General features: G+C 76.0%; 27 protein-coding genes. 18 read left to right on the forward strand and 9 right to left on the reverse strand.

From position 1 onward, the window contains the following. Positions 1-7: 7 nt before the first annotated feature. Positions 8-1429 (reverse strand): AAA family ATPase, encoded by a 1422-nt coding sequence (locus tag OOT42_RS03330; RefSeq protein ID WP_273653534.1) that lies wholly within the window; start codon positions 1427-1429, stop codon positions 8-10. Positions 1430-1520: 91 nt separating this feature from the next. Between OOT42_RS03330 and OOT42_RS03335 the strand changes: the two genes are divergently transcribed. From OOT42_RS03335 to OOT42_RS03355, 5 genes are all read left to right on the forward strand, one after another. Then, positions 1521-2453 carry a phosphoribosylaminoimidazolesuccinocarboxamide synthase gene (locus OOT42_RS03335; protein WP_273653535.1) on the forward strand — a complete coding sequence of 311 codons (933 nt, stop codon included), beginning with the start codon at positions 1521-1523 and terminating at the stop codon, positions 2451-2453. A 182-nt stretch (positions 2454-2635) separates the two neighbouring features. Further along, complete coding sequence (locus OOT42_RS03340) at positions 2636-3694, forward strand: ABC transporter substrate-binding protein (protein ID WP_273653536.1); 1059 nt, start codon at positions 2636-2638, stop codon at positions 3692-3694. 75 nt (positions 3695-3769) lie between these two features. Then, positions 3770-4813 (forward strand): FecCD family ABC transporter permease, encoded by a 1044-nt coding sequence (locus tag OOT42_RS03345; RefSeq protein ID WP_273653537.1) that lies wholly within the window; start codon positions 3770-3772, stop codon positions 4811-4813. Beyond that, positions 4813-5865, forward strand: coding sequence for a FecCD family ABC transporter permease (locus OOT42_RS03350; protein ID WP_273653538.1), 1053 nt, complete (start codon positions 4813-4815; stop codon positions 5863-5865). The genes OOT42_RS03345 and OOT42_RS03350 overlap by 1 nt, the downstream gene beginning before the upstream one ends. Continuing rightward, a complete protein-coding gene (locus OOT42_RS03355; protein ID WP_273653539.1) occupies positions 5862-6728 on the forward strand; it encodes an ABC transporter ATP-binding protein in 867 nt (288 codons plus the stop codon). The genes OOT42_RS03350 and OOT42_RS03355 overlap by 4 nt, the downstream gene beginning before the upstream one ends. An 18-nt stretch (positions 6729-6746) precedes the next feature. Here OOT42_RS03355 and OOT42_RS03360 read toward each other — a convergent pair whose 3' ends face one another. Further along, entirely contained in the window at positions 6747-7616 is an 870-nt protein-coding gene (locus OOT42_RS03360; protein ID WP_273653540.1) for a DNA/RNA non-specific endonuclease, read from the reverse strand. Between the two features lie 56 nt (positions 7617-7672). On the opposite strand from OOT42_RS03360, the gene OOT42_RS03365 reads away from it, so the two are divergent. From OOT42_RS03365 to OOT42_RS03400, 8 genes are all read left to right on the forward strand, one after another. After that, on the forward strand, positions 7673-9157 hold the full coding sequence (locus OOT42_RS03365; RefSeq protein WP_273653541.1) for an amidohydrolase: 1485 nt from the start codon (positions 7673-7675) through the stop codon (positions 9155-9157). A 98-nt stretch (positions 9158-9255) separates the two neighbouring features. Continuing rightward, positions 9256-9591 carry a PadR family transcriptional regulator gene (locus OOT42_RS03370; protein ID WP_273653542.1) on the forward strand — a complete coding sequence of 112 codons (336 nt, stop codon included), beginning with the start codon at positions 9256-9258 and terminating at the stop codon, positions 9589-9591. Continuing rightward, entirely contained in the window at positions 9591-10142 is a 552-nt protein-coding gene (locus OOT42_RS03375; protein WP_273653543.1) for a hypothetical protein, read from the forward strand. The genes OOT42_RS03370 and OOT42_RS03375 overlap by 1 nt, the downstream gene beginning before the upstream one ends. A gap of 96 nt (positions 10143-10238) precedes the next feature. Beyond that, on the forward strand, positions 10239-10508 hold the full coding sequence (gene purS / locus OOT42_RS03380) for a phosphoribosylformylglycinamidine synthase subunit PurS (RefSeq protein WP_168678611.1): 270 nt from the start codon (positions 10239-10241) through the stop codon (positions 10506-10508). Then, positions 10505-11200: a phosphoribosylformylglycinamidine synthase subunit PurQ gene (gene purQ, locus OOT42_RS03385; RefSeq protein WP_273653544.1), complete on the forward strand. Its 696-nt coding sequence runs from the start codon at positions 10505-10507 to the stop codon at positions 11198-11200. Before purS ends, purQ begins: the two co-directional genes overlap by 4 nt. After that, positions 11200-12207, forward strand: a complete 1008-nt coding sequence (locus OOT42_RS03390; protein WP_273653545.1) for a GNAT family N-acetyltransferase — start codon at positions 11200-11202, stop codon at positions 12205-12207. The genes purQ and OOT42_RS03390 overlap by 1 nt, the downstream gene beginning before the upstream one ends. Before the next feature lie 19 nt (positions 12208-12226). Next, positions 12227-12955, forward strand: coding sequence for a DUF72 domain-containing protein (locus OOT42_RS03395; RefSeq protein ID WP_273653546.1), 729 nt, complete (start codon positions 12227-12229; stop codon positions 12953-12955). Positions 12956-13132: 177 nt separating this feature from the next. Then, positions 13133-13759, forward strand: coding sequence for a hypothetical protein (locus OOT42_RS03400; protein WP_273653547.1), 627 nt, complete (start codon positions 13133-13135; stop codon positions 13757-13759). 20 nt (positions 13760-13779) lie between these two features. Here OOT42_RS03400 and OOT42_RS03405 read toward each other — a convergent pair whose 3' ends face one another. Beyond that, positions 13780-14148 carry a cupin domain-containing protein gene (locus OOT42_RS03405; protein WP_273653548.1) on the reverse strand — a complete coding sequence of 123 codons (369 nt, stop codon included), beginning with the start codon at positions 14146-14148 and terminating at the stop codon, positions 13780-13782. A 159-nt stretch (positions 14149-14307) separates the two neighbouring features. On the opposite strand from OOT42_RS03405, the gene OOT42_RS03410 reads away from it, so the two are divergent. Genes OOT42_RS03410 through OOT42_RS03420 form a run of 3 tightly spaced genes read left to right on the forward strand, consistent with a single transcriptional unit; the run spans position 14308 to position 17484 of the window. Further along, positions 14308-15324, forward strand: coding sequence for a 3-oxoacyl-ACP synthase III family protein (locus tag OOT42_RS03410; RefSeq protein ID WP_273653549.1), 1017 nt, complete (start codon positions 14308-14310; stop codon positions 15322-15324). A gap of 1 nt (position 15325) precedes the next feature. After that, positions 15326-16165, forward strand: a complete 840-nt coding sequence (locus OOT42_RS03415) for an MBL fold metallo-hydrolase (RefSeq protein ID WP_273653550.1) — start codon at positions 15326-15328, stop codon at positions 16163-16165. Continuing rightward, positions 16162-17484, forward strand: a complete 1323-nt coding sequence (locus OOT42_RS03420; protein WP_273653551.1) for a F390 synthetase-related protein — start codon at positions 16162-16164, stop codon at positions 17482-17484. Before OOT42_RS03415 ends, OOT42_RS03420 begins: the two co-directional genes overlap by 4 nt. Here OOT42_RS03420 and OOT42_RS03425 read toward each other — a convergent pair. From OOT42_RS03425 to OOT42_RS03450, 6 genes are all read right to left on the reverse strand, one after another. Further along, positions 17432-18706, reverse strand: coding sequence for a glycosyltransferase (locus OOT42_RS03425; protein ID WP_273653552.1), 1275 nt, complete (start codon positions 18704-18706; stop codon positions 17432-17434). The two genes, OOT42_RS03420 and OOT42_RS03425, sit on opposite strands and share 53 nt — an antisense overlap. After that, positions 18703-19380 carry a hypothetical protein gene (locus OOT42_RS03430; protein ID WP_273653553.1) on the reverse strand — a complete coding sequence of 226 codons (678 nt, stop codon included), beginning with the start codon at positions 19378-19380 and terminating at the stop codon, positions 18703-18705. The genes OOT42_RS03425 and OOT42_RS03430 overlap by 4 nt, the downstream gene beginning before the upstream one ends. Then, positions 19377-20654 carry a glycosyltransferase gene (locus OOT42_RS03435; protein ID WP_273653554.1) on the reverse strand — a complete coding sequence of 426 codons (1278 nt, stop codon included), beginning with the start codon at positions 20652-20654 and terminating at the stop codon, positions 19377-19379. The genes OOT42_RS03430 and OOT42_RS03435 overlap by 4 nt, the downstream gene beginning before the upstream one ends. Continuing rightward, positions 20647-21609 carry an NAD-dependent epimerase/dehydratase family protein gene (locus OOT42_RS03440; protein ID WP_273653555.1) on the reverse strand — a complete coding sequence of 321 codons (963 nt, stop codon included), beginning with the start codon at positions 21607-21609 and terminating at the stop codon, positions 20647-20649. The genes OOT42_RS03435 and OOT42_RS03440 overlap by 8 nt, the downstream gene beginning before the upstream one ends. 123 nt (positions 21610-21732) lie before the next feature. Continuing rightward, a complete protein-coding gene (locus OOT42_RS03445) occupies positions 21733-22563 on the reverse strand; it encodes an ABC transporter permease (protein WP_273653556.1) in 831 nt (276 codons plus the stop codon). After that, positions 22560-23636: an ATP-binding cassette domain-containing protein gene (locus OOT42_RS03450; RefSeq protein ID WP_273653557.1), complete on the reverse strand. Its 1077-nt coding sequence runs from the start codon at positions 23634-23636 to the stop codon at positions 22560-22562. Before OOT42_RS03450 ends, OOT42_RS03445 begins: the two co-directional genes overlap by 4 nt. Before the next feature lie 95 nt (positions 23637-23731). On the opposite strand from OOT42_RS03450, the gene OOT42_RS03455 reads away from it, so the two are divergent. Together OOT42_RS03455 and OOT42_RS03460 are read left to right on the forward strand one after the other, a co-directional pair. Then, the gene (locus OOT42_RS03455; protein WP_273653558.1) at positions 23732-24547 is read left to right on the forward strand and encodes a TetR/AcrR family transcriptional regulator; all 816 of its coding nucleotides are present in this window, start codon (positions 23732-23734) and stop codon (positions 24545-24547) included. Between the two features lie 38 nt (positions 24548-24585). Next, positions 24586-26232: an ABC-F family ATP-binding cassette domain-containing protein gene (locus OOT42_RS03460; RefSeq protein ID WP_273653559.1), complete on the forward strand. Its 1647-nt coding sequence runs from the start codon at positions 24586-24588 to the stop codon at positions 26230-26232. Positions 26233-26257 lie beyond the last annotated feature (25 nt).

The following is a 26257-nucleotide window of genomic DNA, read 5'->3' on the forward strand; positions in this document are numbered from 1 at the left end:
CTGCGGCTCAGGACGCGCCGGCCCCGAGCACGTCGTCCGGGCGGACCGGCCCCGCGCCCAGCAACGAGCGCGTGACGCGCTCGGAGTCGTGGAGCATCTCGTCGACCGCCGCGGCGAGGTCACCGTCTCCGACCGGGCGCCCGACCTCGGCGGCCATCAGGACCGCGCGTCGCGCCGCCTCCTTGACGAACGACGCCGTGACACCGGACGTGCGGGTGGTCGCCCGATCGAGCGCCTCGTCGCCGAAGGGCAGGCCGCGCGTGTAGAGCGCGAACAGGCGGCGGCGGGCCTCGTCGTCGGGCAGCGGGATCTCGACGGCCAGGTCGACGCGGCCGGGCCGCTGCGAGAGCGCGCGTTCCAGCAGGTCGGCGCGGTTGGTGGTCAGCAGGAACGTCACGTCCGCGTCGGACGCGAGCCCGTCGAGCGCGTCGAGCACCTCGAACAGCAGGGGCTGCGGGCCGTGGCTGAACGACCGGTCCTCGGCGACGAGGTCGCAGTCCTCCAGGACGACGATCGCGGGCTGGAGCGCGCGGGCGGTCTCGGCGGCGAGCGACACGAGCGCGAGCGAGGGTCCCGCGAGCAGGATCACGGTCGTGCCCTCGGCGGCGCCGACGAGGTGCCGGACGGTGTGCGTCTTGCCGGTGCCGGGCGGGCCGTACAGCAGGACGCCGCGCTTGAGGTGCTGGCCCGCGCCGCGCAGGGTGTCGCGGTGCCGGGCGACGGCGAGCACCTGCCGCTCGACCCGGTCGAGGGTGCCGTCGGGCAGGACGACGTCGGCACGCGGCACGACCTCGCGTCGCACGAACGTCACGCCCGCCGCGCCGGGCTGGTAGGGCGAGCCGTTGAACGTCACGACCTGCCCGCGGAGCACCGAGCGCTCCGTCATGGCGGCGCGGACCTCGGCGAGCAGCGTCCCCGCGACGTCGTCGTCGGCGCACAGGACCTCGATCGTGCCCTGGCCCTCGTGACGCGGGCTCGCGAGGCGCTGCCCGAGGACGACAGGCTCGTCGCCGACGTGGAGCAGGTGCAGCCCGAACGCGACGACCCGCCGCTCGCTGTCGGGTCCGGTCGCGGTGCGCTCGTAGTCGACGGCGCCGACGGGGAAGTGCGCGGCCCACTGCCCGGCGGTGTTGAGGATCTCCGAGAGCGACGAGTGCATGCGCTGCTCACCGCCGCCGACCCCGAGCAGGCGCCCGCCGCCGTGGGCCTCGACGACGGCGGCGACCGCGACGTCGGCGTCGACCCGCCGCAGCAGGGGGACGACCTCGGTCAGCACCGGAAGCCCGCGCGGGTCGCGTCCGAGGTGCTCCCGCAGCACGGGCACGAGCGGTGTGATCTCACCCGCGGCCTGCGCCTGGGCGGCCGCGTGGGCGGCGTCGGCGAGCGTGCGGAAGGCGCGGAGGAAGTCGTCCAGCCGGTCGTCGGGCATGCGCGGGCTCTCCTGCCAGGCGGGCCACGGCGGTGGCGTCGTCAGGTGGACTGGTGCACGGCGTCGGTGCCGCGCACGTCACACTAGGCCGGTGACCACCGCCGTCGTGCCCGAACCGTCCGTCGCGCTCCCCGGTTGGGTGCACACGTACTCCGGCAAGGTGCGGGACCTGTACGTCCCGGACGACTCGGCCGCGGGTGCGGCGATCACCGCGGAGCACGGCGACGTCGTGCTGGTCGTCGCGAGCGACCGGGTCTCGGCGTACGACCACGTGCTGTCGCCCGGCATCCCGGGCAAGGGCGTGGTGCTCACGCAGCTGAGCCTGTGGTGGTTCGAGCAGCTCGCCGACCTGGTGCCGAACCACGTCGTCTCGACGGACGTGCCCGACGCGGTCGCGGGCCGCGCGATGGTGTGCCGCCGCCTGTCGATGTTCCCCGTCGAGTGCGTCGCGCGCGGCTACCTGACGGGGTCGGGCCTGGCCGAGTACCGCGCGTCGGGCGAGGTCACGGGCATCCCGCTGCCGGCCGGCCTGGTCGACGGGTCGCGGCTGCCGGAGCCGATCTTCACGCCGGCGACGAAGGCGGAGCTCGGCGACCACGACGAGAACGTGCCGTTCTCGGCGGTCGTGGCGCAGGTCGGGCGGGACGCCGCGACGACGCTGCGGGACCTCACGCTGGCCGTCTACGCGCGGGCCGAGGCGGTCGCGCGCGAGCGGGGCGTCATCCTCGCGGACACCAAGCTCGAGTTCGGCACGGACCCGACGACGGGCGCCGTCACGCTGGGCGACGAGGTGCTGACGCCGGACTCGTCGCGGTTCTGGCCCGCCGACGCGTGGGAGCCGGGGCGCGCGCAGCCGAGCTTCGACAAGCAGTTCGTGCGCGACTGGCTGACGTCGCCCGCGTCCGGGTGGGACCGCGAGTCGGACACGCCGCCGCCCGCGCTGCCCGCCGACGTGGTGGAGCGCACGCGCGACCGCTACCTGGAGGCGTACGAGCGGCTCACGGGCACCCCGCTGCCGCTCTGAACGGGTCGCGGGGACGGGGAGCACCGGCGGGGCGACCACGTGACGGGGCGTCCACCGGTGTGAGCAGGACGACACCGCGGTCCCGACTGCGCGACGGGGCCTGAGGTTAGGCTTGCCTCATCCGCCGGCCGTGACGGGATCACTCGCGTCGGCCCGCCCCCGAACCCGATGGGAGTACCCCCGTGCGCCACCTGCGCCGCTCCGCCGTCGCCGTCGCCGCGACCGCGCTGACCCTCGCGCTCGCCGCGTGCGCCGGCTCGACCGACGACGACGCCGCCACGCCCGAGCCCGGCAGCACCGAGAGCGACGGCACGACGTTCCCGGTCACCATCGAGTCGGCGCTCGGCGAGGCCGTCATCGAGCAGAAGCCCGAGCGCGTCGTGACGCTCGGCTGGGGTGCGGACGACATCGCGCTCTCGCTCGGCACGGTGCCCGTGGGCATCGAGGCCGACACGTGGGGCGGCGACGAGGACGGCTACCACCCGTGGTTCCGCGACGCGATCGAGGAGCGGGACGCCGAGCTTCCCGAGGCGATCGCCGCGTACCCGCTCGACGTCGACGCGATCGTCGCGCTCGAGCCCGACCTGGTCCTCGCCCCGCAGTCGGGCCTCGAGCAGGACGTCTTCGACCAGCTCTCCGAGGTCGTGCCCGTCGTGGCGTACCCGGAGAAGCCGTGGCAGACGACGATCGAGGAGCAGGTCGAGATCATCGCGACCGCCCTCGGTGTCCCGGAGCAGGCCGAGCCGCTGCTGCAGACGCGTCAGGACGCGATCGACGCGGCCGCGCTCGCGAACCCCGAGCTCGCCGGGGTCTCGTTCGCCTACGTCTACGCCGGCACGCCGGGCAGCCTCGACGTGTACCTGCCGGGCGACCCGCGCGTCGACCTGCTCACCGACCTCGGCCTGGAGCTCGCGCCGTCCGTCGCGGACCTGAAGCCGTCGCCGAACACGTTCACGTCGAGCCTCGGGCTGGAGAACGCCGACCAGCTCGCCGACGTCCAGCTGCTGTTCACGTGGTTCGGGGACGAGGCCGAGCAGGCCGCGACCGAGGCGCAGCCGCTGTTCGCCCAGATCCCCGCGTTCGCCGCCGGTGCCTACGTGCCGATGCTCGACCGCTCGCTGGGCATGGCCGTCACGACCGCCACGCCGCTGTCGCTGCCGTGGGCGCTCGACGAGTACCTGCCGCTCATCACCGCGGGCGCGGCGAACGTCGGACCCGGTCCGCCCGGCCGGTCCTCGTGACCGGCGGGGCGCCCGCGGACACGGTCCCGTGCCGGTGACGTCACCCGCGAGGGACCCGTTCCGTACCGTGCACCCATGAGCACCGTCGCCGACCACCGAGCCCCGGACGCGCCCGTCTCGCGCGTCCGGGGCTCGCGCGCGCTCGCGCTCACGGTCGGCCTCGTCGCCGCGCTCGCCCTGCTCGCGCTCGCGGTCGGGCTCAGCCTGGCCGTCGGGGCGAAGTCCGTCCCGCTCGGCGACGTGTGGTCCGCGCTCCTGCACCCCGACGACTCGTACACCTCCAGCGTCGTGGCGTCGCGGGTCGACCGGACCCAGCTCGGGGTGCTCGTCGGCGCGGCGCTCGCGGTCGCGGGCGTCGTCATCCAGGGCCTGACCCGCAACCCGCTCGGCGACCCGGGGCTGCTCGGCGTCAACGCGGGTGCGTCCGCCTCGGTCGTGCTCGGCATCCTCGTGCTCGGCCCCGCGACCGGCCGGTCGGTGTGGACGGCGATGCCCGGGGCCCTGCTCGCGGCCGTCGCCGTCTACCTCATCGGGTCGGGCGGCCGGCGCGCGACCCCCGTCCGGCTGGTCCTCGCGGGTGCAGCCGTCTCCGCGGTGCTCGTCGCGCTCGTCGAGGCCGTGTCGCTCACGCAGCCGCAGGTCTTCGACTCGTACCGCGTGTGGGTCGTCGGGTCGCTCGCCGGACGGCCGCCCGGGCTCGTCGGTCAGGTGCTGCCGTTCGTCGTCGTCGGGCTCGTGCTGTGCGCGCTGCTCGCCCGGCCGCTCAACGCGCTCGCGCTCGGCGACGAGTCCGCGACGTCGCTGGGCCTGCACGCCGGCCGCACGCGGCTGCTCGGCGGTGCCGCCGCGACGCTGCTGTGCGCCGCGGCCGTCGCGGCGGTCGGTCCCATCGCGTTCGTCGGGCTCGCGGTGCCGCACGTCGTCCGCTCGTTCACCGGGTCGGACCACCGCTGGCTGCTGCCGTACTGCGCGCTGCTCGGCCCCGTGCTGCTGCTGGTGTCCGACGTGGTCGGGCGGGTCGTCGCACGGCCGGGCGAGCTCATGGTCGGTGCCGTCACCGCGTTCGTCGGGGCACCGTTCCTCATCGCCGCCGTGCGCCGCGGCCGGATGGGGCTGTGATGCTCCAGGGCCGTCCGCCGCGGGTGCTGCGCCTCGGGTCCGCCGAGCGCGGGCTCTCGCTGCGCTGGCGCGTCCGTCCGGTCGTCGTGGGCGTCGTCGCCCTGGTCGTCGCGGTCGTCGCGGCACTCGTGACCGTCGGCGCGGGGCGGCTCGGCATCCCGCTCGCCGAGCTGCCGTCCGTGCTCGCGGGGGACGGCTCGCGCATCCAGGAGTGGGCGCTGTTCACCAAGGCGCTCCCGCGCCTCGCCGTCGCCGCGGCCGCCGGTGCCGCGTTCGCCGTCGCCGGCGCGCTGTTCCAGTCCGTCACGCGCAACCCGCTCGGCAGCCCCGACGTCATCGGGCTCGGGACAGGCGCCGCCGCGGGCGCCGTCGCCGCCGGCCTCGTCTGGCCCGGCGTCCTGCCCGTGCCCGTCGGTGCGGTGCTCGGGGCGGTCGTCGCGGTCGTCGCCGTGTGGCTCGGCACCGGGCGCGGGTTCGCCGCCCCGCACCGCATGGTCGTCACGGGTATCGCCGTCGGCGCGATGGCCCTCGCGTTCGTCCAGCTCGCACTCGCGCGCGGCAACCGCGAGGACGCGCAGGAGGTCGCGATCTGGATCAACGGGTCGCTGCTCGCGCGCACCTGGACCGACGCGGCGATCGTCGGCGGCGCGCTGCTCGTGCTCCTGCCGCTCGCACTCGTCCTGAGCCGCCCCCTGCAGGTCGTCGAGATGGGCGACGAGGCCGCGACCGCGGTCGGCGCGCGCCCGTCGACCGTCCGCACCGCGGCCGTCGTCGTCGGCGTGCTCGCGACCGGCGCGGCCGTGAGCGTCTGCGGGCCCATCGCGTTCGTCGCGCTCACCGCGCCGCAGATCGCCCGACGGCTCACGCGCTCGACCGGTCCGGGCGTCGCGGCCGCGGCCTGCACCGGGGCGGCGGTGCTGGTCGTCGCGGACCTCGTCGCGCAGTACGCCGTGCCGGGGCAGCAGTTCCCCGTCGGTGTCGTCACCGCCGCCCTCGGTGGCGTCTACCTCGCGTTCCTGCTGGTGCGCGAGTGGAGGAGGAGTGCCGCATGAGCCCCGCACCCGCCGCACCGGCGACCCCCGACGACCCGGCCGGCGCGCCCGGCACGCCCGGCACGCTCGCCGCGTCGCCGCTCGCCGCGCGCGACGTGACGCTCGCGTACGACCAGCTCGTCGTCGCGCGCGACCTGTCCGTCGCGATCCCGCGCGCGTCGTTCACCGTCATCATCGGCCCCAACGGCTGCGGCAAGTCGACGCTGCTGCGCGCGCTCGCCCGCACGCTCAAGCCCCGCGCGGGCGAGGTCCTGCTGGAGGGGCAGCCCGTCGAGAGGATGCGCGGCAAGGACGTCGCCCGCCGGCTCGCGCTGCTCCCGCAGAGCCCCGTCGCGCCCGAGGCGATCACCGTCGGCGACCTCGTAGCGCGCGGCCGGTACCCGCACCAGGGCATCCTGCGGCAGTGGTCGCCCGCCGACGCGCGTGCCGTCGCCGCCGCGCTCGACGCCACCGAGGTCGCCGACCTGCGCGACCGGTACGTCTCCGACCTGTCCGGCGGCCAGCGGCAGCGCGTGTGGCTCGCGATGGCGCTCGCGCAGGAGACCGACCTGCTGCTCCTCGACGAGCCGACGACGTACCTCGACATCGCCCACCAGGTCGAGGTCATGGACCTGTGCGCGCGACTGCACGAGGAGGGCCGCACGCTCGTCGCCGTCCTGCACGACCTCAACCAGGCGGCCCGCTACGCGACGCACCTCGTCGCGATGCGCGACGGACGCGTCGTCGCCGAGGGGCCGCCCGCCGAGGTCGTCACCGCCGAGCGGGTGCGCGACGTGTTCGGGCTCGCGTGCCGGGTCGTGCCGGACCCGGAGACGGGCACGCCGATGGTCGTGCCGCTGCGCGGGGCGACCGCGCGGACCTGACGGTCCGACGGGCCGGGGTCAGACGACGATGTCCGACGGCTCCGTCAGCGACACCCACGCCTTGTCGCCGAGCGCGCGCGTCGGCGGCAGCACGTCCGCGTCGACCGCCGGCCCGAGGTCGAGCCCGGTGAGCTCCTCGATCGTCGACACCGGCACCTGGAAGGTGCGGAACGGGCCCAGCGGCGGGGGAGCGTCGACGTCCCGCGCCGCCCGCTGGGCCTCGTCGAGGTCGAGCCCCGCGAGCAGCGGCGACTGGTCCACGAGGAACCCCGCGGACGCGAGCCGCAGCTTGGGGGCCTTGTCGTCGGGTGCGCCGCCGACGGGCGCGTCGGGGTCGGGCGTCGCCCACACGGCGACCTTCCAGAAGTGCCGCGGCACGCCGACCCCCCGGTAGACGGGGTCGTCGTCGCGGAGCACGGGGCCGGTGAAGACGCTGAGCCGCTGCCGCCACGTCTCGGCGTACCGGAGCACGTGGTCCTCCAGGCCGACCCAGAGCTGCTTGCCCTGGTTGAAGTCGTCGACCTGCGGTGCGGCGTTCGTGTAGCGGAAGGTGTCGACGTTGGCCCGCTGCGCGACGTCCGGCGGCCCCCAGACGGGGTCGGCGCGGCGCACGAGGTGGCCGCGGTCGAGCCGGTTGTTGCGGTAGACGTCCGGGCCCGCCTGCCGGTCGGCCGGCACGCGCGGGTCGAGCTCCCACCTGTCGTTGCGCGGCAGGTCGAGCAGCTGGTCGCCGTCGATGTTGACGGCGGTCGCCGCGGCGAGCTTGTGGTGCTCGTCGAACTGCACGGTGAAGTGCGTGGACGGGAGGTCCTCCGTGGGCCGCGGCGTGACCGGCAGCGGCAACGGTGGTCCGAGGAAGAACGGGTCGTACCCGGCTGCGTGATCCATGCCGCCCCCTACGGTGCTCACATGACGACGGTAGCGGCGGGGTCGACGCGGGCGACATGACAATCGGGACAAATCACCCTCTCCTGCTGCGCGGCGCGCGGCGCGTCGGCCACGACGGGCTCGTCGACGTGCTGCTCCGCGACGGGCGCGTCGCCGGGCTCGGGCCGGACCTCGCGGACGCCGCCGGGCCGCGGACCGAGGTCGTCGAGCTCGACGGCCGGCACGTGCTGCCGGGGCTCTGGGACGCGCACGTCCACCTCACGCAGTGGGCGCTCGCGCGGCAGCGGCTCGACGTCTCGCGGGCGACGTCCGCCGCCGAGGCGGTCGCGCTCGTCCGGGCGCGTCTCGACGTGACGCCGCCGGCTCCGGGCGTCCCGCTCGTCGGGTTCGGGTTCCGCGACGGGCTGTGGCCCGACGAGCCCACGTCGGGCCTGCTCGACGCCGCCGTCGGCGACGTGCCCGTCGTGCTCGTCTCGGGCGACCTGCACTGCGCGTGGCTGTCCACGGCCGGCCTCCGGCTCCTCGGCGTCGGCGCGCACGACGGCGGCCTGCTGCGCGAGGGCGACTGGTTGCCGCTGCAGGGGGCCGTCGACCACGTGCCCGACGACGTCGCCGACGCCGCCGTGCACGACGCGGCGCTCGCCGCCGCCGCGCGCGGGGTCGTCGGGGTCGTGGACCTGGAGATCGCCGACAACCTCGACGTCTGGCGCCGCCGGTCGGCCGCCCGGCCCGGCGTGCTGCGCGTGCGTGCGGGCGTCTGGGAGGAGTACCTCGACCGCGTCGTGCGCGACGACCTGCACACCGGGGACCGCGTCACGGGGCTCGTCGAGCAGGGGCCGCTCAAGGTCATCACCGACGGCTCGCTCAACACCCGCACCGCCTACTGCCACGACCCGTACCCCGGCACGTCCGACCGCGGTGTGCTGTCCGTGCCGCCCGAGCGGCTCGTCCCGCTCATGACGTACGCGCGGTCGCACGGCCTGCGGTGCGCGATCCACGCGATCGGCGACGCCGCCAACGCGCTCGCGCTCGACGCCTTCGCCGCGTCCGGTGCGGCCGGGTCCGTCGAGCACGCGCAGCTCCTCGACGACGACGACGTGCGACGGTTCGCCGCGCTCGGCGTCGTCGCGAGCGTGCAGCCCGAGCACGCGATGGACGACCGCGACGTCGCCGACCACCACTGGGCGGGCCGCACGCGCCGGGCGTTCCCGCTCGCGACGCTGCACGCCGCCGGGGTCGCACTCACGCTCGGGTCCGACGCGCCCGTCGCGCCGCTCGACCCGTGGGTCGCGATCGACGCCGCCGTCTGGCGTGCCCGCGACGGACGGGAGCCGTGGCACCCCGAGCAGCGGCTGGACCTGCTCACGGCGCTCGCGGCGTCGGTCGACGGGCGGTGGCTCGGCCTGCGGGTCGGCGACCCGGCCGACCTCGTGGTGCTCGACGACGACCCGCTGGCCCGAGGCGCCGTCGCGGGCACGCTCCGCTCGACACCGGTCGCGGGCACGCTCGTCGCGGGCGCGTGGACGCACCGCGCGATGTAGTCCGACGCCGCCACGGCCCCGCTGACCTGCGGCGTCGCCCGTCCGAGGGATGGTCGCCATAGGTCGTCACGCGATATATATCGAGCATGGTGTTCCGGATGACCGAGCAGGCGTACCTCGTCATGCTCGCGCTCGCGGACGAGCCGCGGCACGGGTACGGCGTCGTCCAGGAGGTCCGCGCGCTCTCCGACGACCGCGTCCGCCTCGGCGCGGGCACGCTCTACGGCGTGCTCGACCGGCTCGTCGAGGCGGGGTACGCCGAGGCGTCGGGCGAGGTCGTGGTCGACGGACGCGTCCGGCGCTACTACCGGCTGACGCCCGAGGGCCGCGACGTCCTCACCGTCGAGACCGCGCGCCTCGCCGACCTCGCCCGGCGCGCGCAGCGCGTCCTCGCCGCCCCCGTCCGCCCACGCCCGCTGCTGGGTGGTGCGTGATGGCCCTCCCGCCCCCGGACCGCTTCGAGCGCTCCGCCCGACGGTGGCTGCGCGCCTACCCGCCGCGCTGGCGTCGTGCGCGGGCCGACGAGGCCGTCGCCCTGCTCGCCGACCTGGCGCCCGACGCCCGGCGCGTCGACCTCCGGACGGCCCTGGGCCTCGTCCGGGGCGGATGGTCGACCCGCCGCCGCACGCGGCCGCCCCTGCGCACCTACCTCGCCTTCCGGTTCCGGGACCGGCTGCCCGGTCCCGAGCACTCCGGCTGGCTGGAGGACGACGTCACGGGACGCTGGTTCCACGCCCGCGTCGCGCTCGCGCAGATCCTGCTGTTCGGACCGGTCTTCGGGCTGGTCGCGTCGGGCATGGCGGCGATCGGGTGGGTCTCGTGGGATGCGGTGCTGTTCGGCTTCCCCGTGATGGTGCTCGGGGAGGTCGTGCGCGCGGCGCGGCGGACGCTGCGCCACGAGGACCCGCGCCGACCGGCGGCCGCGGGTGACGTCGGCCGCTTCGGCCCGTACCAGCCGCTCGACCCGCCGCAGCGCGACGCGTGACCGTCGGCTCCGGCTGGCGGACACGGGGCCGGGGGTGCGCGGCAGGTCGGTAGAATCGCCGCGACCCCCACCGCCGCGAACTCAGGGAGCACCCCCGTGGGACGAGTCGTCGTCGACGTCATGCCGAAGCCCGAGATCCTCGACCCGCAGGGCAAGGCCGTGGCAGGCGCGCTGCCGCGCCTCGGCTTCGCGCAGTTCTCCTCGGTCCGCCAGGGCAAGCGGTTCGAGCTCGAGGTCGACGGGCCGGTGACGGACGAGGTCCTCGCCGCGGCCCGCGCGGCCGGTGAGCAGGTCCTGTCGAACCCGGTGATCGAGGACGTCGTCGCGGTCTACGAGGACACGGACGCCGAGGTCGCGGCCCGATGAGCCGCATCGGCGTCGTCACCTTCCCGGGCACGCTCGACGACCGCGACGCGGCGCGCGCGGTCCGGCTGGCCGGCGGCGAGCCCGTCGCGCTGTGGCACGCCGACGCCGACCTGCACGGGGTCGACGCGGTCGTCCTGCCCGGCGGCTTCTCGTACGGCGACTACCTGCGTGCGGGCGCGATCAGCCGCTTCGCGCCGGTCATGGGCGAGATCGTCGACGCCGCCCACAGGGGCCTGCCGGTGCTCGGCATCTGCAACGGCTTCCAGGTCCTCACCGAGGCGCACCTGCTGCCGGGCTCGATGATCAAGAACGACCACCTGCACTTCGTGTGCCGGGAGCAGGTGCTGTCCGTGGACCGCACCGACACCCCGTGGACCCGCGACTACGCGCAGGGCGAGCACATCACGATCCCCCTGAAGAACCAGGACGGGCAGTACGTCGCCGACGAGCGCACGCTCGACGAGCTCGAGGGCGAGGGCCGCGTCGTCTTCCGCTACCAGGGCTGGAACCCGAACGGGTCGCGCCGCGGGATCGCGGGCATCAGCAACGCGGCGGGCAACGTCGTGGGCCTCATGCCGCACCCGGAGCACGCGGTCGAGGCGGGCTTCGGCCCCGACGGCCCCCGGGGTCCGCGCACGGGCACGGACGGGCTGCGCTTCTTCACGTCGGTGCTCAAGGCCCTCGTCGGCTGATGACGGCGGACGCCCCGGCCGTCACGGTCGACGTCGTCTCCTGGGACCACCCGGACGTCGTGCGCCTGCGCGACGCCCAGCAGGCCGAGCTGCGGGACCGGTACGGCGAGGACGACATCGGTCACGAGATGAACGGTGACGACATCATCGGCGTCGTGCTGCTGCACGCGGACGGTGAGCCGGTCGCGATCGGTGCGCTGCGCGACGTCGACGCGGTGTACGACGACCTCGAACCGCAGACGGCCGAGGTCAAGCGCATGTACGTGGTCCCGGAGCACCGGGGTCGCGGCTACTCGCGCCTGATCCTCACGGAGCTCGAGCGGCTCGCGACGGCGCAGGACGTGCGCTGCCTCGTCCTGGAGACGGGACCGCTGCAGCCCGAGGCGATCGGGCTCTACCTGCGGGCGGGGTTCTTCCCGGTCGAGAACTACGGCGAGTACGTCGGCGTCGCGGACTCGCGCTGCTTCGCGAAGTACCTGGTCCCCGTCCCCGAGGCGGAGCGCGGGCCGCGGTACGAGGGGCGCGTCACGGTCGAGCGGACGGTGTGGGACGACCCGCGCGCGCGGGAGCTGCGCCGGGCCATGCACCGGTTCAACGGGTGGCGGTACCCCGAGCTGCAGCCGATGTGGGACGCGGCGGGCGGCTTCGACGGCGACGACGCGGCGCAAGGCGTCGGCGTGCTGGTCGTGCTGCTCGCGCTCCTCGACGGCGAGCCCGCCGCGCACGTCGCCCTGCGGGGACCGCGCGACGGCTACCCCGCGGGCTCCGGCGAGGTGAAGAAGCTCTTCGTCGACGACAGCGCGCGTGGCGCCGGCCTCGCGCGCACGCTCATGCGCGCGCTGGAGGCGGAGGCGCGGGCGGCGGGCATGACGTCGCTGCTCCTGCAGACCGGCGTCCGCCAGCCCGAGGCCGTCCGCCTCTACGTCGACGAGGGCTACCGGCCGGTCGCGCCGTTCGGTCCCTACGTCGGCGACCTGCTGTCCCTGTGCTTCGCGAAGACGCTCTGACGGCGTCGCCGGGACCAGCGTGACGATCCGCGTCGGGACGTCGGGCTGGTCGTACGACCACTGGGAGGGCGTGCTCTACCCGCCCGGCCTGCCGCCGCACGACCGGCTCGCCCGCTACGTGCAGGAGTTCGGCACCGTCGAGCTCAACGCGTCGTTCTACCGCTGGCCGCGCGATGCGACCTTCGCGTCCTGGAACCGCCGCCTGCCCGAGGGCTTCACGATGTCCGTCAAGGCGTCCCGCGGGCTCACGCACGCCAAGCGGCTCTACGCGCCCGAGGTCTGGGCCGACCGGATCGCCCGCTCGTGGCACGCGCTGCGCGACCGGCGCGAGGTGCTGCTCGTCCAGCTGCCGCCCGACCAGCAGCGCGACGACGCGCGGCTCGACTGGTTCCTCGGGTCGCTGCCCTGGTGGGTGCGCGTCGCGGTCGAGCTGCGGCACCCGTCGTGGCAGCACGACGACGTGTTCGCGATCCTCGAACGGCACGGCGCCGCGTCGTGCGTCATGAGCGGTGCCGGCCTCCCGTGCGTGCTGCGCGCGACCGCGCCGTTCGTCTACGTGCGGCTGCACGGGCCCGAGCACCGGTGGCTCTACGGCGGCTCGTACTCCGACGACGACCTGCGGTGGTGGGCCGACCGGGTGCGCGAGTGGGACGCGCAGGGCCGCGACGTGCTCGTCTACCTCAACAACGACGGCGACGGGAACGCGGTCCGCAACGCGCGGACGCTGCGGTGGCTGCTGGGCGCCTGACGAGCGTCGCACCCGCGTGTTCTCGCGTCGCGGACAGGGGTGGTGCGTGGCCGTGCGCCGCGGTTAGCCTGCCCGCATGTCCTCGTCCCGGGTGTGTTGTCGCTGAGCTGACGACCTCGCGCGCCCGCGGCCCGACGGCCCTCGCCGCGCACCCGTACGACCCGAGGACCTCCTCCCGTGACTCAGCTCCTCGCGCGCACCCGCGCGCCGCACACCCTCACCGTCGCCCGCATGCACGCTGCCGCTGCCGCTCCTGCGCCCGCCGCCACGGCCCCACCCGTCGTCGAGCGCGTCGTGGTCGACCGGGCCGGCCGCACGACCGTCGAGCCCACCTCCGTCGCGGCCGGTCCGCACGGCGCGGAGGTCGTCGTGGCGAGCGCCGCGCTCGACGACGTCGGCCTCCTGAGGTCCGCGGCCGCGGCCGACACCGTCCGCATCCGCTACTCGCCGACGCTCACGACGCCGACAGCCGTCGACGTCCTCGTCGCCGTGCTGGAGGGCCACCTGCTCGCGGTCGGCCGGCGTCGCAGCGACGTGCGCGTCGTGCTGGAGGTCGAGACGGTCGTCGCCGACGACGAGACCGACGCGGCCCGTCGCCGCGCCAACCTCTCGTACGCCGAGGCGTTCTCCGGGCTCGCGTGGCGGCCGTCGTCGACGTGGCTCGTCGGCACCCCGGAGCAGGTGCGCGCGGACGCCGCCGCGCTCGCCGGGGCCACCGGGGTCGACGCCGTCGTCCTCGCCCTCGTCGGCCGCTCCCGCGAGCACGCGCACCGCCTCGGCACGTCAGCGGCGACCGCCGCCTGAGGACAGGCCCGTCGCCGGTCTCAGTCGAGCTCGCGCAAGGGCTGGGTGCGGTCGCCGCCCGCGTCGCCCGTGTTGGTCGTGCCGACCCGCTCGATCAGGACGGCCCGGACGTCGCCGTGCGCGAGGGGGCAGTGCTCGACGCCGCGCGGGACGACGAACACGTCGTCGGGGCCGAGGTCGACGTCGCCGTCGCGCAGCTGGATCGTCAGGCGGCCCGACACGACGAGGAAGAGCTCGTCGGTGTCGGGGTGCGTGTGCCACACGAACTCGCCGTCGAGCGTCACGACCTTGACGTCGTGGTCGTTGACCGTGGCGAGGCGGTGCGGCTGGTAGGGCGCCGGGAGGCCGGCGAGCGCGGAGCGGACGTTGCGGACACCGTCGTGCGTCATGGCACGACGGTACGGCGGGGGCGCGCGTGGGTCCGGTGCGCACCCCTGCCGGCGTCCGGGTGCGTGCTCCGGGCGACGTTCGGGACGGTGGCGGACGACTCGGACGGCGCTGTGGAGCGGCGGCCGGGAGCGCGCGCCGTGCGTGGCATCCTGACCCGCGTGCTGAGCCGGTCCACCGTCCCGTCCCTGCCCGTCCGGGTGCTGGGGACGGGTGTCCACCGCCCGTCCCGTGTCGTCCTGTCCTCCGAGCTCGACGCCGCGCACGGGCGCGACGCCGGCACGTCGGAGGCGCGGTCCGGGGTGCGCTCGCGCCGCTGGGCGTCGGCGGAGGAGACGTCGTCGGTGATGGCGGCGGCCGCGGTGCGGCAGGCACTCGACGCTGCCGGCCTCGACGCCGGTGACCTCGACGCGGTGGTCGTGTCGGCCGTCGCGCCCGAGCAGCCCATGCCGACGACCGCGGTCCTCACGGCCGCGCACCTCGGCGTGCCCGGCGGGCGGGTCGCGGCGCTCGACGTCAACGCGTCGTGCGTCGGGTTCCTCACCGCCCTCGACCTCGCGTCGACGGCGGTCGCGGTCGGCCGGTGGGAGCGGGTCGCGGTGGTCGCGACGGAGATCGCGTCGAAGGGCCTCGACCACCGCGAGGTCGAGGGGTCGGCGCTGTTCGGCGACGGCGCGGCCGCGGTGGTCGTCGGTCCGACCGGCCCGGACGACGGGGCCGCGGTCCTCGCGAGCGCGTCGGGCGTGTGGCCGGACGCCCGGGCGGCGTGCCGGATCGACGCGGGCGGGACGCGGTTCAACGTGACCACGCCGCCGGACGACCCGTCGGCCTACCTGTTCCGCATGGACGGCGCCGCGCTGCTGCGGCAGGTCGCGCGGCACCTGCCCGGCTTCCTGCGTGACCTGGAGGCCCGCGCCGGGCTGGGGGTCGGCGAGGTCGACGTCGTCGTGCCGCACCAGGCGAGCGCCGTGGGCCTGCGCTACCTGCGCGAACGCGTCGGGGTCCACCCGGATGCCGTGGTCGACATCCTCGCCGACCACGGCAACCAGGTGTCCGCATCGGTCCCGACCGCGCTGCACCACGCGGTGACGTCGGGCCGCCTGCGGCGCGGCGGCACGGCGCTGCTGCTGGGCACCGGCGCAGGGCTGGCGCTGTCCGCGACGATGCTGCGGTACTGACGTGGTGACCGTCGGGCTGACCCTGCTGGAGGCGGGGCACACCACCCACAGCGCGGGTGTCGCGCGGCGCGGCGCGGGCCGGGCGCAGATCCGCTTCCCGGCGCTGGTCGGCGTCGTGCACCACGCGGGCGGTGTCGTGCTGGTCGACACCGGGTACGCGCCGCGCGTCGTCGAGGCGCTGTCGCACGGGATCGACCGGGTCTACGGCGCGCTGCTGCCCGTGCACGTCGGGCCGGACGAGTCGGCGGTCGCGCAGCTCGCGGCGCGCGGGATCGGCGCGTCCGAGGTCACGCACGTCGTCGTCACGCACCTGCACGCCGACCACGTCGGCGGTTTGCGGGACTTCCCGACCGCTCGCGTCGTCGTCGCTCGCCGGGCCGTCGAGGAGGCCGCGCGCGTCCGGGGGTTCGGGCGCCTCCGGCGCGGGCTCGCCCCCACGCTCCTGCCCGACGACCTGCCCGACCGGCTGCTCGACCCGGCGACCCTCCCGCCCGCCGACGACGCCGACCTCGACCCGCTGGCCGGTGCGCGGGACCTGCTCGGGGACGGATCGGTCGTCGTCGTGCCGCTGCCCGGGCACGCGACCGGTCACCTCGGCGTCCTGGTGCGCACGGCGGCGCGCGACGTGCTGCTCGTCGGCGACGCCGCCTGGGACCGGCGCGCGGTGACGCACGGCGAGCTGCCCGCGCCCGTCGTCCGGCTGCTGTCGGCGGACTGGGCGCGCTACACGGGGACGATCGGGGCTCTGCACCGGCTCGCCGAGCGTCGCCCCGACCTGCTCGTGCTGCCGGCCCACGACGAGGCCGCGATCGCCGAGGCGCGGGCGGAGCTGTCGTCGTGAGCCGTGCGCGTGTCGTCTGGCACTACGCGCGGGCGCGGCGGCGGACGTTCGCCGACCGGGCCGCGCTCGTGGCGTGGCAGGACCGGCACCTGCGCCGGGTCCTGCGGCTCGCGCCGCGCCGGTACGCGTTCTACGCGGGCACGCAGCCCCGCGCGCTCGGTGACCTGCCGGTCGTCGACAAGGCCGACGTGCTCGCGCGGTTCGCCGACCTCAACGTGCGGGGCGTCGGCCTCGACGAGTGCCTGGCCGCGGCGCGTGCGGCCGAGCGCGGCCGCGACTTCGGCACCACGCTCCGTGGGCTCTCCGTCGGGCTGTCGTCCGGGACCACGGGCCGGCAGACGGCGTTCCTCACGTCCGCGGCCGAGCGCGACCGGTGGGCGGGGGAGGTCCTCGCCCGCACCCTCCCCGACGGGTTGCTCGCCGGCGCCCGCGTGACGCTCGTCCTGCGTGCCGGCGGGCCGCTGTACGAGAGCGTCGACGGCGGCCGGGTGAGCTTCCGGTTCGTCGATCTCGCGCTCGACGAGGAGCGTCTGCTCGACGAGATCCGCGCCGCCGACCCGACCGTGCTCGTCGCTCCGCCGTCGGTGCTGGTCGCGGTCGCGCGCGCGGGCCTGGGCGTGCACCCGGGTCGCGTGCTGTCCGTGGCCGAGGTGCTCGACCCGCAGGACGCCGCGGTCGTCGAGGACGGGCTCGGCGTGCGGGTCGACCAGGTGTACCAGGCCGCCGAGGGGTTCCTCGGGGCCAGCTGCGCGCACGGCCGGCTGCACCTCGCGGAGGACCTCGTGGTCGTCGAACGCGAGGACGCGGGCGGCGGGCGGTTCGTTCCGGTCGTCACCGACCTGTTTCGCAGCAGCCAGGCCGTGCTGCGTCGCCGGGTCGGTGACGTCCTCGTGCCCGACGACGACGTCTGCCCGTGCGGTTCCCCGATGCTCGTGGTGCGCGAGATCGTCGGCCGGTCCGACGACGTCCTGTGGCTGCCGCGCCGGGGCGGGGTTCCCGGTGACGCGCTCACGGTCGCGGGCGGTGGGGACGTGCGACCGGTGCTCGGCGCGTTCCACCCCGACTTCGTGCGGGCGGCCGTGCTCGCGGTCCCTGAGGTCGACGACTTCCGTGTCGACCAGACGGCGACCGACGTGCTGCGCCTCGCGGTCGAGCCCGCCACCGCGTACGACGCCGCGCGACGCTCGCTGGAGCTCGCGCTGGCGGGCGCGGGCCTCGCCGTCCCCTCGGTCGTGCCCGGTGTCGTCGAGCCGCGCGACCCGCTGGTCAAGCGTCGACGTGTCCGGCGGGATCCGGCCGTCCCCGCAGGGACCCGCTGACCGCGTCGGCGACCGCACCGACCGGGTCGTAGGCCGCGGCCGCGGCGGCGAGCGCGTCGAGACGCGTGCGGTCCGCGTCCAGCACGGTGCGCACCGCGTCGCCCAGGCGGCGGCCGCGCAGGCGTCGCACGCGCACCCCGGCGCCGGCGGCCACGACGCGAGCCGCGAAGTCGAACTGGTCGTAGTCCTGCGGGCACACGACCGCCGGGACGCCGGCGCGGATCGCGCTGTACGTGATGCCCGCGCCGCCGTGGTGCACGACCGCCGCGAATCCGGGGAGGACCTCGTCGTACGGCACGTGCGCGTGGACGTGCACGCGACCGTCGACGTGGAGCGGGTCGGGGGAGGACCGCGTGGCGTCGCCGAGGCTCACGACGACCGCGTGCCCGGGGAGCGCGTCGGCCAGCGTGCGGGCGTGCTCGACCAGGTCCTCCTTGGCCCACGGCAGGTGCGTGCCGAGCGTGACGAGCACGCGCGGACCGTCGGGCAGCCGCGGTGCCGGCCCTCGCTCCGGGGTCGCCGTGACCGGCCCGACCATGCGGAACGCCGCGGGCCAGTCGCGGGGTAGCTCGAGCTCGGTCATGCCCAGCCCCAGGATGTGCGTCGGGGAGTAGGCGGCCTCCGACCCGTCGGCGCGGTACACGCCCGTCCCGGCGGCGCGGAAGGCGGGGGCCAGAACGCGTTGCATCGCGTGCTTGGTCACACGCGTCGCCGCGCGGCCCGCGGCGTCACGCACGCGGTGGCCGACGTGCCGGGCCGGACCCCACCCGCCGCAGTACGACGGTGTGCCGGTGCGGGTCTCGAGCGCGAACGGGGTCGGCATCGTCGTGAGCCAGGGCAGGCCGTGGTCGAGCGCGACCATGCCGGCGACCGGCGCGGTGAAGTCGGCGAGCACCGCGTCAGGCCGGTCGCGGCGCACGAGCGCGTCGAGCTCGGCGCGGGCGCGGGGCAGGAGCCGCAGGTTCGCGGCGAGCTGGCGCGTGAGCAGCAGCGGGTTGGACCTGACCGGTCCGGACGTGTCGGCGATGCGGTCGAACACGTGCGGGTCGTCGGGCAGGAGCGCGTCGACGGCGAAGCCGTGGGCCCGCAGCAGGTCGACCTTCGTCGCCCCCGTCGCGAAGCGGACGTCGAACCCGCGCTCGCGCAGGCCGCGGCCGAGGGTGACGAGCGGGTTGAGGTGCCCGGCGAAGGGCGGCGCGACGAGCAGCAGGCGCGCGCTCATGACGCGTCCCGCCGCTGGTCGGGCTCACCGGGACTCGCCGGCACCCGGCCACGCCCCGGTCCCGCGGCGATGCGGGCCAGCGCCGCCCTCGCCTCGGGCGACGTGGCGGCCCGCAGGTGCCCGCCTGGGACGACCACGTCGACCGGGCCACGGTGCCCCCAGCGGCTCAGCAGGTCGGCGGACCCGCGGACGGTGTGCACGGTCCACGGGCCACCCGCGGGCGGGAGCGGGCCGACCGGGCCGAGGCCGACGACGCGCACGTGCAGCCCGGCGGGCACGGCGAGCCGCGGCGCGGCGACCGCGATCATCCGTGCGCCGGTGCTGCCGCACAGCAGCAGCAGGTCGCGACGCGTCCGGTCGAGCAAGGTCTGCAGATGGCGCACGGTCTCCCGGGTGAACGCCGTGCCGGGCCGGGCGGCCGCCCACTGCGCCGCGTTGCGCGCGGACGCCCGCACGAGCGGTTCGCGTCGGTACGGGGCGAGCGCTCGGTCGGTCCACGGGAAGCCGACCCGCAGCGGGGTCCAGCCCGCGACGGCGAGGTCGTCGAGCACGGCGTGCTGCTCGGGCGAGAGTGCCGAGTGCGTCCACGAGCTCTGCCCCGTGAGCCAGGCGACGCGCGCGTCCACCGCGTCGGCGACCGGGGTCGCCGTCGCGTGCGCGTCGAGCCACCTCACGGCGCGGACCCGATCCCGACGACGACACGGCGCCCGCGCCAGGTCACCGTCCGCGGCCCGACCTGCGCGGCGACGGCCTGGAGGGGAGCGAGCACGGCAGCGACCGGTTCGAGCGCGACACCGAGCCAGCCGGACGCGCCGCCGTGCGTCGGCGCCGTCCAGAGGTCCGCGCCGCCGCGACCCGAGCCGTCCTCGGTGACGACCCCGCCGTGCGCGCTGCCCCCGGCGGTCGCCACCGCGGGCGTGGCTGTGCGCGCGAGGTCCGCACCCGTGGACCTCCCGGAAGCGGTGACGCGCCGTCGCAGCGTCCGGGTGACGAGTGCCGACCCCGCGAGCGCGACGAGCGTCGCGACGACGGCCGTCGCGTCGCGGGACACCGCCGCGAGCACGACGGCGACGAGCGGCAGTGCGGTCGGCACGAGCACGAGCAGCACGAGCCGCGGCGAGAGGTCCCGGCGGACGACCTCGCCCGCGAACATCAGCCAGCGGCGCACGACCCGCAGGTAGTCGGACGCGCTGGGGACGGTCGTCGCGACGAGCGCGGGGTGCGCGGTCTGGACGATCCGGAGCCCGTGCGCGCGGAACAGGCGGGCGAGCGCGTAGTCGTCGCAGGTCGCGGTCGCGAGCGCGGCGAACCCGCCGACCGTCGCGAGGTCGTCGCTCCGGAACGCGACGACCATCCCGTTGACGCTGACGGGCGGTCCGACGCGCGCCAGCGGCAGGTAGGTGACGAGCGCGGAGCCGTTGACGAACGCCGCGAGCAGCCGTGACCAGAGCCCGCCCTGCTCCCGGTACACGGGCACGCCGGTCGCGAGGTCGGCGTCGCCGAGCGCTGCGACGAGGCGGGCGAGCCCTCCGGCGGGGAGGGCGGTGTCGTCGTCGAGCAGCACGACCGTGCGGGTGCGGACGTCGGCCAGCGCGAGCTTGTGGACCTTGGGGTTGATCCCCGGTGCGGGCGGCGGGCAGACGACGACCTCGACGTGCGGGCGACCTGCGACGGCGGCGCCGGCCGCGTCCTGCCCGGCGACGTCGTCGTCGTCGACCAGCAGCAGGACCCGCGCGGGGGAGAGCGTCGCGACGGACGACGCGAGCACCCGGGGCAGCAGCGGGTCGCCCGAGCGGACCGCGACGAGCACGGTCACGTCACGCAGCGCCTCGTCCGCGCCGACGCCGCCCGCCTGGGTAGCCCCGGCGATCGACGCGGCGGCGAGGCCCCCGCGTACGGCGGCCGCGACCACGAGGAGGGCCGCGACGACGAGCGCGGCCTCAGCCATGCGCGCGCACGAGCCGGTCGACGCTCTCGTCGAGCGACACGGCCGGCGCGCCCAGGTCACGCAGCGTGCGCGTCATGTCGAACGTCTTGGACCGCGACAGGACGGACACGCCGAACCGGGTGAGGGGCGGCTCGCGCCAGCCGAGCAGCGTCGCCGACACCTGCTCACCGGCACCCGCGAGCCCGCGCACCACGGACGGCGAGACCCGCACGGTCCGCGGCCGGGCGCCGAGCCGCGCGAGGATGCCGAGCAGGAAGGGGTACAGGTCCACGGGCTGCGCGTTCGTCAGGTGGTAGAGCCCCTCGACGCGTCGCTCGACGGCCTCGTTCACGTAGTGCGCGGCGGTGTGGACGTCGGTGAGGTCGGTGCGGACCGGGGGGCCGTCGCGTCGCTCCAGGACGGGCAGCACGCCGGTCTGTGCGAGCCGCAGGATCCGCGGCAGCAGGACGGTGTCGCCGACGCCGAAGACCGCCCGCGGCCGCACCACGGCGTGCGGGCCGGGGTAGCCGGCGACGACGCGCTCGGAGATCCGCTTGGTGCGGGCGTAGGCGTTGAGCAGCTCGTCGTCGGGCGGGACGGGGCTGTCCTCGGTGAGGTCGTACTGGTCGGCGTCGCGGTAGAGCACGGACGACGACGAGACGTGCACAAGCGGCGGTGCGCCGTGGTCGGCGGCCCAGCGCGCGACGTGCCGCGTCGCGTCGACGTTCGCGGCGACGAACGCCCGCGGCGGTGCCCACGGCGACGCGAGGGCGGCACAGTGCACGACGGCGTCGACCGGCCCGGGGACCGCGTCGTCAGGGAGGGGGAGCGACAGGTCGTGCCGGACGTAGTGCGCGACGTCGTTCGACGGTGTCGCCGCGCGCCCGACGCCGACGACCTGCCAGCCGCGCGCGTGCGCGTCGGCGACGATCCGCGTCCCCAGGAAGCCGTTGGAACCGGTGAGCAGGAGACGCATGCGGTGGAGGATACGGCGGCGGCCCGACCGCCAGGCCCGTCCTCCACAGGCGTGTCCCGTCCGGCACCCGCCGGCGCCGGGGTGGTGCGTCACGCCGTCGACGCACCACCCCGGCGACCCGCGTCAGCGACCCAGACGTGTCCAGCGCCGCACGGACAGAACGCCGAACACCCCGACGAGGACGACGGGCCACACGACGGCGAGCAGCAGCGCGTGCTCGGACGCCCAGCCCGTGCTCGCGACGGTCGGGTTGCCGAACAGGTCGCGCGTCGCGGCGATGGTCGCGGTGATCGGGTTCCACGCCGACAGCGCCTCGATCCACCCGGGCATCGTCGAGATCGGGACGAACGCGTTCGACAGGAACGCGAACGGCCACACGAGGATCTGCACCGCCGTCACGCCGCCCTGCCCGCGGAACAGCAGCCCGAGCCAGATGCCGAGCCACAGGAACGCGAAGCGGAGCAGGAGCAGCAGCCCGAGCGCGACGAGCGCGTTGCCGAGCCCTTCGTGCCAGCGCCACCCGACGGCGAGGCCGCCGACGAGCAGCACGAGCAGCCCGACGACGGAGGAGAGCATGTCCGCGAACGCCCGGCCGAGGAGGACCGCGGACCGGGACATCGGCAGCGACCGGAACCGGTCGGTCACGCCCCGCTGCACGTCGTTCGCGACGGCCGTCATCGTCGACTCCAGCCCGAAGGCCATGGTGACGGCCAGCATGCCCGGGAACAGGAACTCGATGTACCCGCCGGGGACGTCGATCGCGCCGCCGAGCAGGTAGCCGAACATCAGCAGCAGGAGCAGCGGGAACGCGAGCCCGATGAGCAGGTCCCAGGGCTGGCGGCGCCAGTGCCCGAGGTCGCGCAGGGTGACGGTCCAGGCGTCGCGCAGGGCCCACGACGGGCCGCCCGACGGGACGGTCGGCGCGGTCGGGGTGGGGACGGTGGTCGCGGTCATCGGGAGACCTCCTCGGCGGTCGCGGCGGGGGCGGTGTCGGTGGCGGGGCCGGCCGTCGACCCGGCCGGCGCGTCGACCGGGGCCTCGGCCGGAGCCCCGGTGAGGTGCAGGAACGCCTCGTCGAGGGTCGGGCGGCGCAGGGCGACGTCGTCGACGGGGACGCGGGCGTCGTCGAGCGTGCGGACCACGTGCGTGAGCGCGGCGACGCGGTCCGCGACGGTCGCGGTGACGCGCCGGGTGGCGACGTCCGTCTCGACGTCGGTGCCGACGGCGTCGAGGGCCGCGCGCGCCGCGGGCAGGTCGGCCTCGGTGCGGACTACGACGTCGAGCCGGTCCTGCCCGATCGACGCCTTGAGCTCGTCGGGCGTCCCGCGGGCGACGAGCCGGCCGTGCGCGAGCACGCTCACCTGGGACGCGAGCTGGTCCACCTCCTCCAGGTACTGCGTGGTGAGCAGCACCGCGGTCCCGCCCGCGACGAGGTCGCGCACCGCTCGCCACACCTCGCGGCGCCCGCCGGGGTCGAGGCCCGTCGTCGGCTCGTCGAGGAGCAGGACCTGCGGGTCGAGGACGAGCCCGGCGGCGAGGTCGAGCCGTCGCCGCATGCCGCCCGAGTAGGTCGCGACGGGCCGGTCGGCGGCGTCGGCGAGGTCGAACCGTTCGAGCAGCTCGTCGGCGCGACGCCGGGCGGCGCGCGTGCCGAGGTGCGAGAGGCGGCCGAACATGACGAGGTTGTCGCGGCCGCCGAGGATCTCGTCGACGGCGGCGTGCTGGCCGACGAGCCCGAGGCGGCGGCGCGCCTGCGCGGCGTCCCGCACCACGTCGAACCCGGCGACGTGCGCGGTGCCGCCGTGCGGGTCGAGCAGCGTGGAGACGATGCGGACGGTGGTCGTCTTGCCGGCGCCGTTGGGGCCGAGCAGCGCGTGGACGGTGCCGTGCTCGACGTCGAGGTCGAGCCCGTCGAGCACGGTGGTGTCGCCGTAGCGGCGGGTGAGCCCGCGGACGCGGACGGCGGGCACGTCGGATGCGGCCGTCGTGGCCGCGCGGGTGGTCGGGGATCCGGTGGACGTGGGCATGCGGGTGGACCTCCTCGGACGGGAGCGCTTATCGTACAGCGTACGACAAGAACGCACGGGCGTCGCCACCTGTTCCCGGCAGGGAGGATGAGGTCATGACCGAGCACACCGGGACGCACACCGGGACCGGCGACCCCGCCCGCAGCATGGCCCTGCTCTGGCGCACCGCCGAGCCCGCCGCCCCGCGCGGCCGCGGCGCTGCCGCCGGGCTGTCCGTGGACCGCGTCGTCGAGACCGCCGTGATGCTCGCGGACGCCGAGGGCCTCGCCGCGCTGTCGATGCGCCGCGTCGCGACCGAGCTCGGCGTGGGCGCGATGACCCTCTACACGTGGGTCCCCGGCAAGGCCGAGCTCGTCGACCTCATGGTCGACGCCGTGCTGGGGGAGGTCGTCGATGCGCTCGGCGGCCTCACCGACGCCGCCGACGCGTCGACCGTCGCACCCGCCGGCTGGCGCGACCGGCTGGAGGCCGTCGCCCGCGCCAACTGGGCCGTCCTCGAACGCCACACCTGGCTCCTGCAGGTCGCGACGATGGGCCGCCCCCCGCTCGGGCCGAACGTCATGGCGAAGTACGAGGTCGAGCTCCGCGCGGTCGATGGCACCGGCCTCGACGAGGTCACCATGGACGCCGTCGTCACCCTCGTGAACGGGTTCGTCTCGGGCGCGGCGCGCGGCGTCCTCGACCGTGCGCAGGCCGAGCGCCTCACCGGCATCAGCGAGGACCAGTGGTGGGAGGCGACCGCGCCCTACGTCGACCAGGTCTTCGACGCCGACACCTACCCGACCGTCGCGCGCGTCGGCCCCGTCGCGGGCGAGGCCAACCAGGCGGCGTACGACCCGTACCGCGCGTTCGAGTTCGGCCTCGCGCGCCTCCTCGACGGCGTCGCCGTCCTCGTCGACGCCACGCGCTGACGTCGGACCCGGCCGTCGCCGTCGGGGAGGATGGGCGCATGAGTGCGACCCTGCAGGCCCGCGCGGTGTCGGCCGCCTTCGGCGACCGCGAGCTGTTCTCGGGCCTGGACCTCGTCGTCGCGCCCGGGGACGTCGTCGGGCTCGTCGGGCCGAACGGCGCCGGCAAGACGACGCTGCTGCGCATCCTGGCCGGGAGCCGCGCGCCCGAGTCGGGCGCCGTGAGCCTGTCGCCGCCGACCGCGCAGGTCGGCTACCTCGTGCAGGAGGTCGAGCGCCGCGACGACGAGACCGTGCGCACGTTCCTGGAGCGCCGCACGGGCGTGCTCGACGCGCAGGCGGAGATGGACGACGCGTCGCACGCGCTCGCGGCCGACGAGCCCGGCGCCGACGACCGGTTCACCGAGGCGCTCGAGCGGTGGATGTCGCTCGGCGGCGCGGACCTCGACGCACGGCTCGGGGTCGTCGCCGACGACCTCGGCCTGACCGTCGACCTGGACCTGCCGATGACGGCGCTGTCCGGCGGCCAGGCGGCGCGTGTCGGGCTCGCGGCGCTGCTGCTGTCCCGGTTCGACCTGTACCTGCTCGACGAGCCGACGAACGACCTCGACACCGACGGCCTGCACCGGCTGGAGGAGTTCGTCGACCGCGTCCAGGCACCGGTCGTCGTGGTGAGCCACGACCGCGAGTTCCTCGCGCGGACCGTCACGCGCGTCGTCGAGATCGACCGCAGCCTCCAGCGCGTCGCGAGCTACGGCGGCTCCTACGACGCCTACCTCGACGAGCGGTCGACGGCCCGCCGCCAGGCGCGCGAGGCGTTCGAGGACTACGCCGCCCGCCGCGACACGCTCCAGGCGCGGGCCCGCACGCAGCGCGCGTGGATGGAGAAGGGCGTCCGCAACGCCCGCCGCAAGGCCACCGACAACGACAAGAACGTCAAGCACCACCGCGGCGAGACGTCGGAGAAGCAGGCCGCGAAGGCCCGCCAGACGGACCGGATGATCGAGCGGCTGGAGGTCGTCGAGGAGCCGCGCAAGGAGTGGCAGCTCCGCATGAGCATCGCCGCCGCACCCCGGTCGGGCGCGGTCGTGGCGACGGCCCGCGCGGCGGTCGTGCGGCGCGGCGACTTCACGCTCGGACCTGTCGACGTGCAGCTCGACTGGCAGGACCGCGTGGCGGTGACCGGCCCGAACGGGTCGGGCAAGTCCACGCTGCTCGCGCTGCTGCTGGGCCGCGTCACGCCGGACCAGGGGAGCGCGGCGCTCGGACCGGGCGTGCTCGTCGGCGAGGTCGACCAGGCGCGCGCCGCCTTCGAGGGTGACGCACCCGTCGGGGACGCGTTCGCGCGGGAGGTCCCGGACTGGACGACGGCCGACGTGCGGACGCTGCTCGCCAAGTTCGGCCTCGCGGGTCACCAGGTCGGCCGCCCCGCCGCGTCGTTGTCCCCCGGCGAGCGCACCCGCGCCGCGCTCGCGCTCCTCCAGGCCCGCGGCGTCAACCTGCTGGTCCTCGACGAGCCGACCAACCACCTCGACCTGCCCGCGATCGAGCAGCTGGAGCAGGCCATGGAGTCCTTCGACGGGACGATCCTGCTCGTCACGCACGACCGCCGGATGCTCGACACCGTCCGCCTCACGCGCCGGTGGCACGTCGAGGACGGCCGCGTCACGGAGGTCGCGCCCGACTGACCGCGGCGCTCGCCGGGCCGGACGC

Origin of the sequence: Cellulomonas fimi (genome assembly GCF_028583725.1) — a bacterium.
In the GTDB taxonomy this organism is placed as follows: Bacteria; Actinomycetota; Actinomycetes; order Actinomycetales; family Cellulomonadaceae; genus Cellulomonas; species Cellulomonas fimi_B.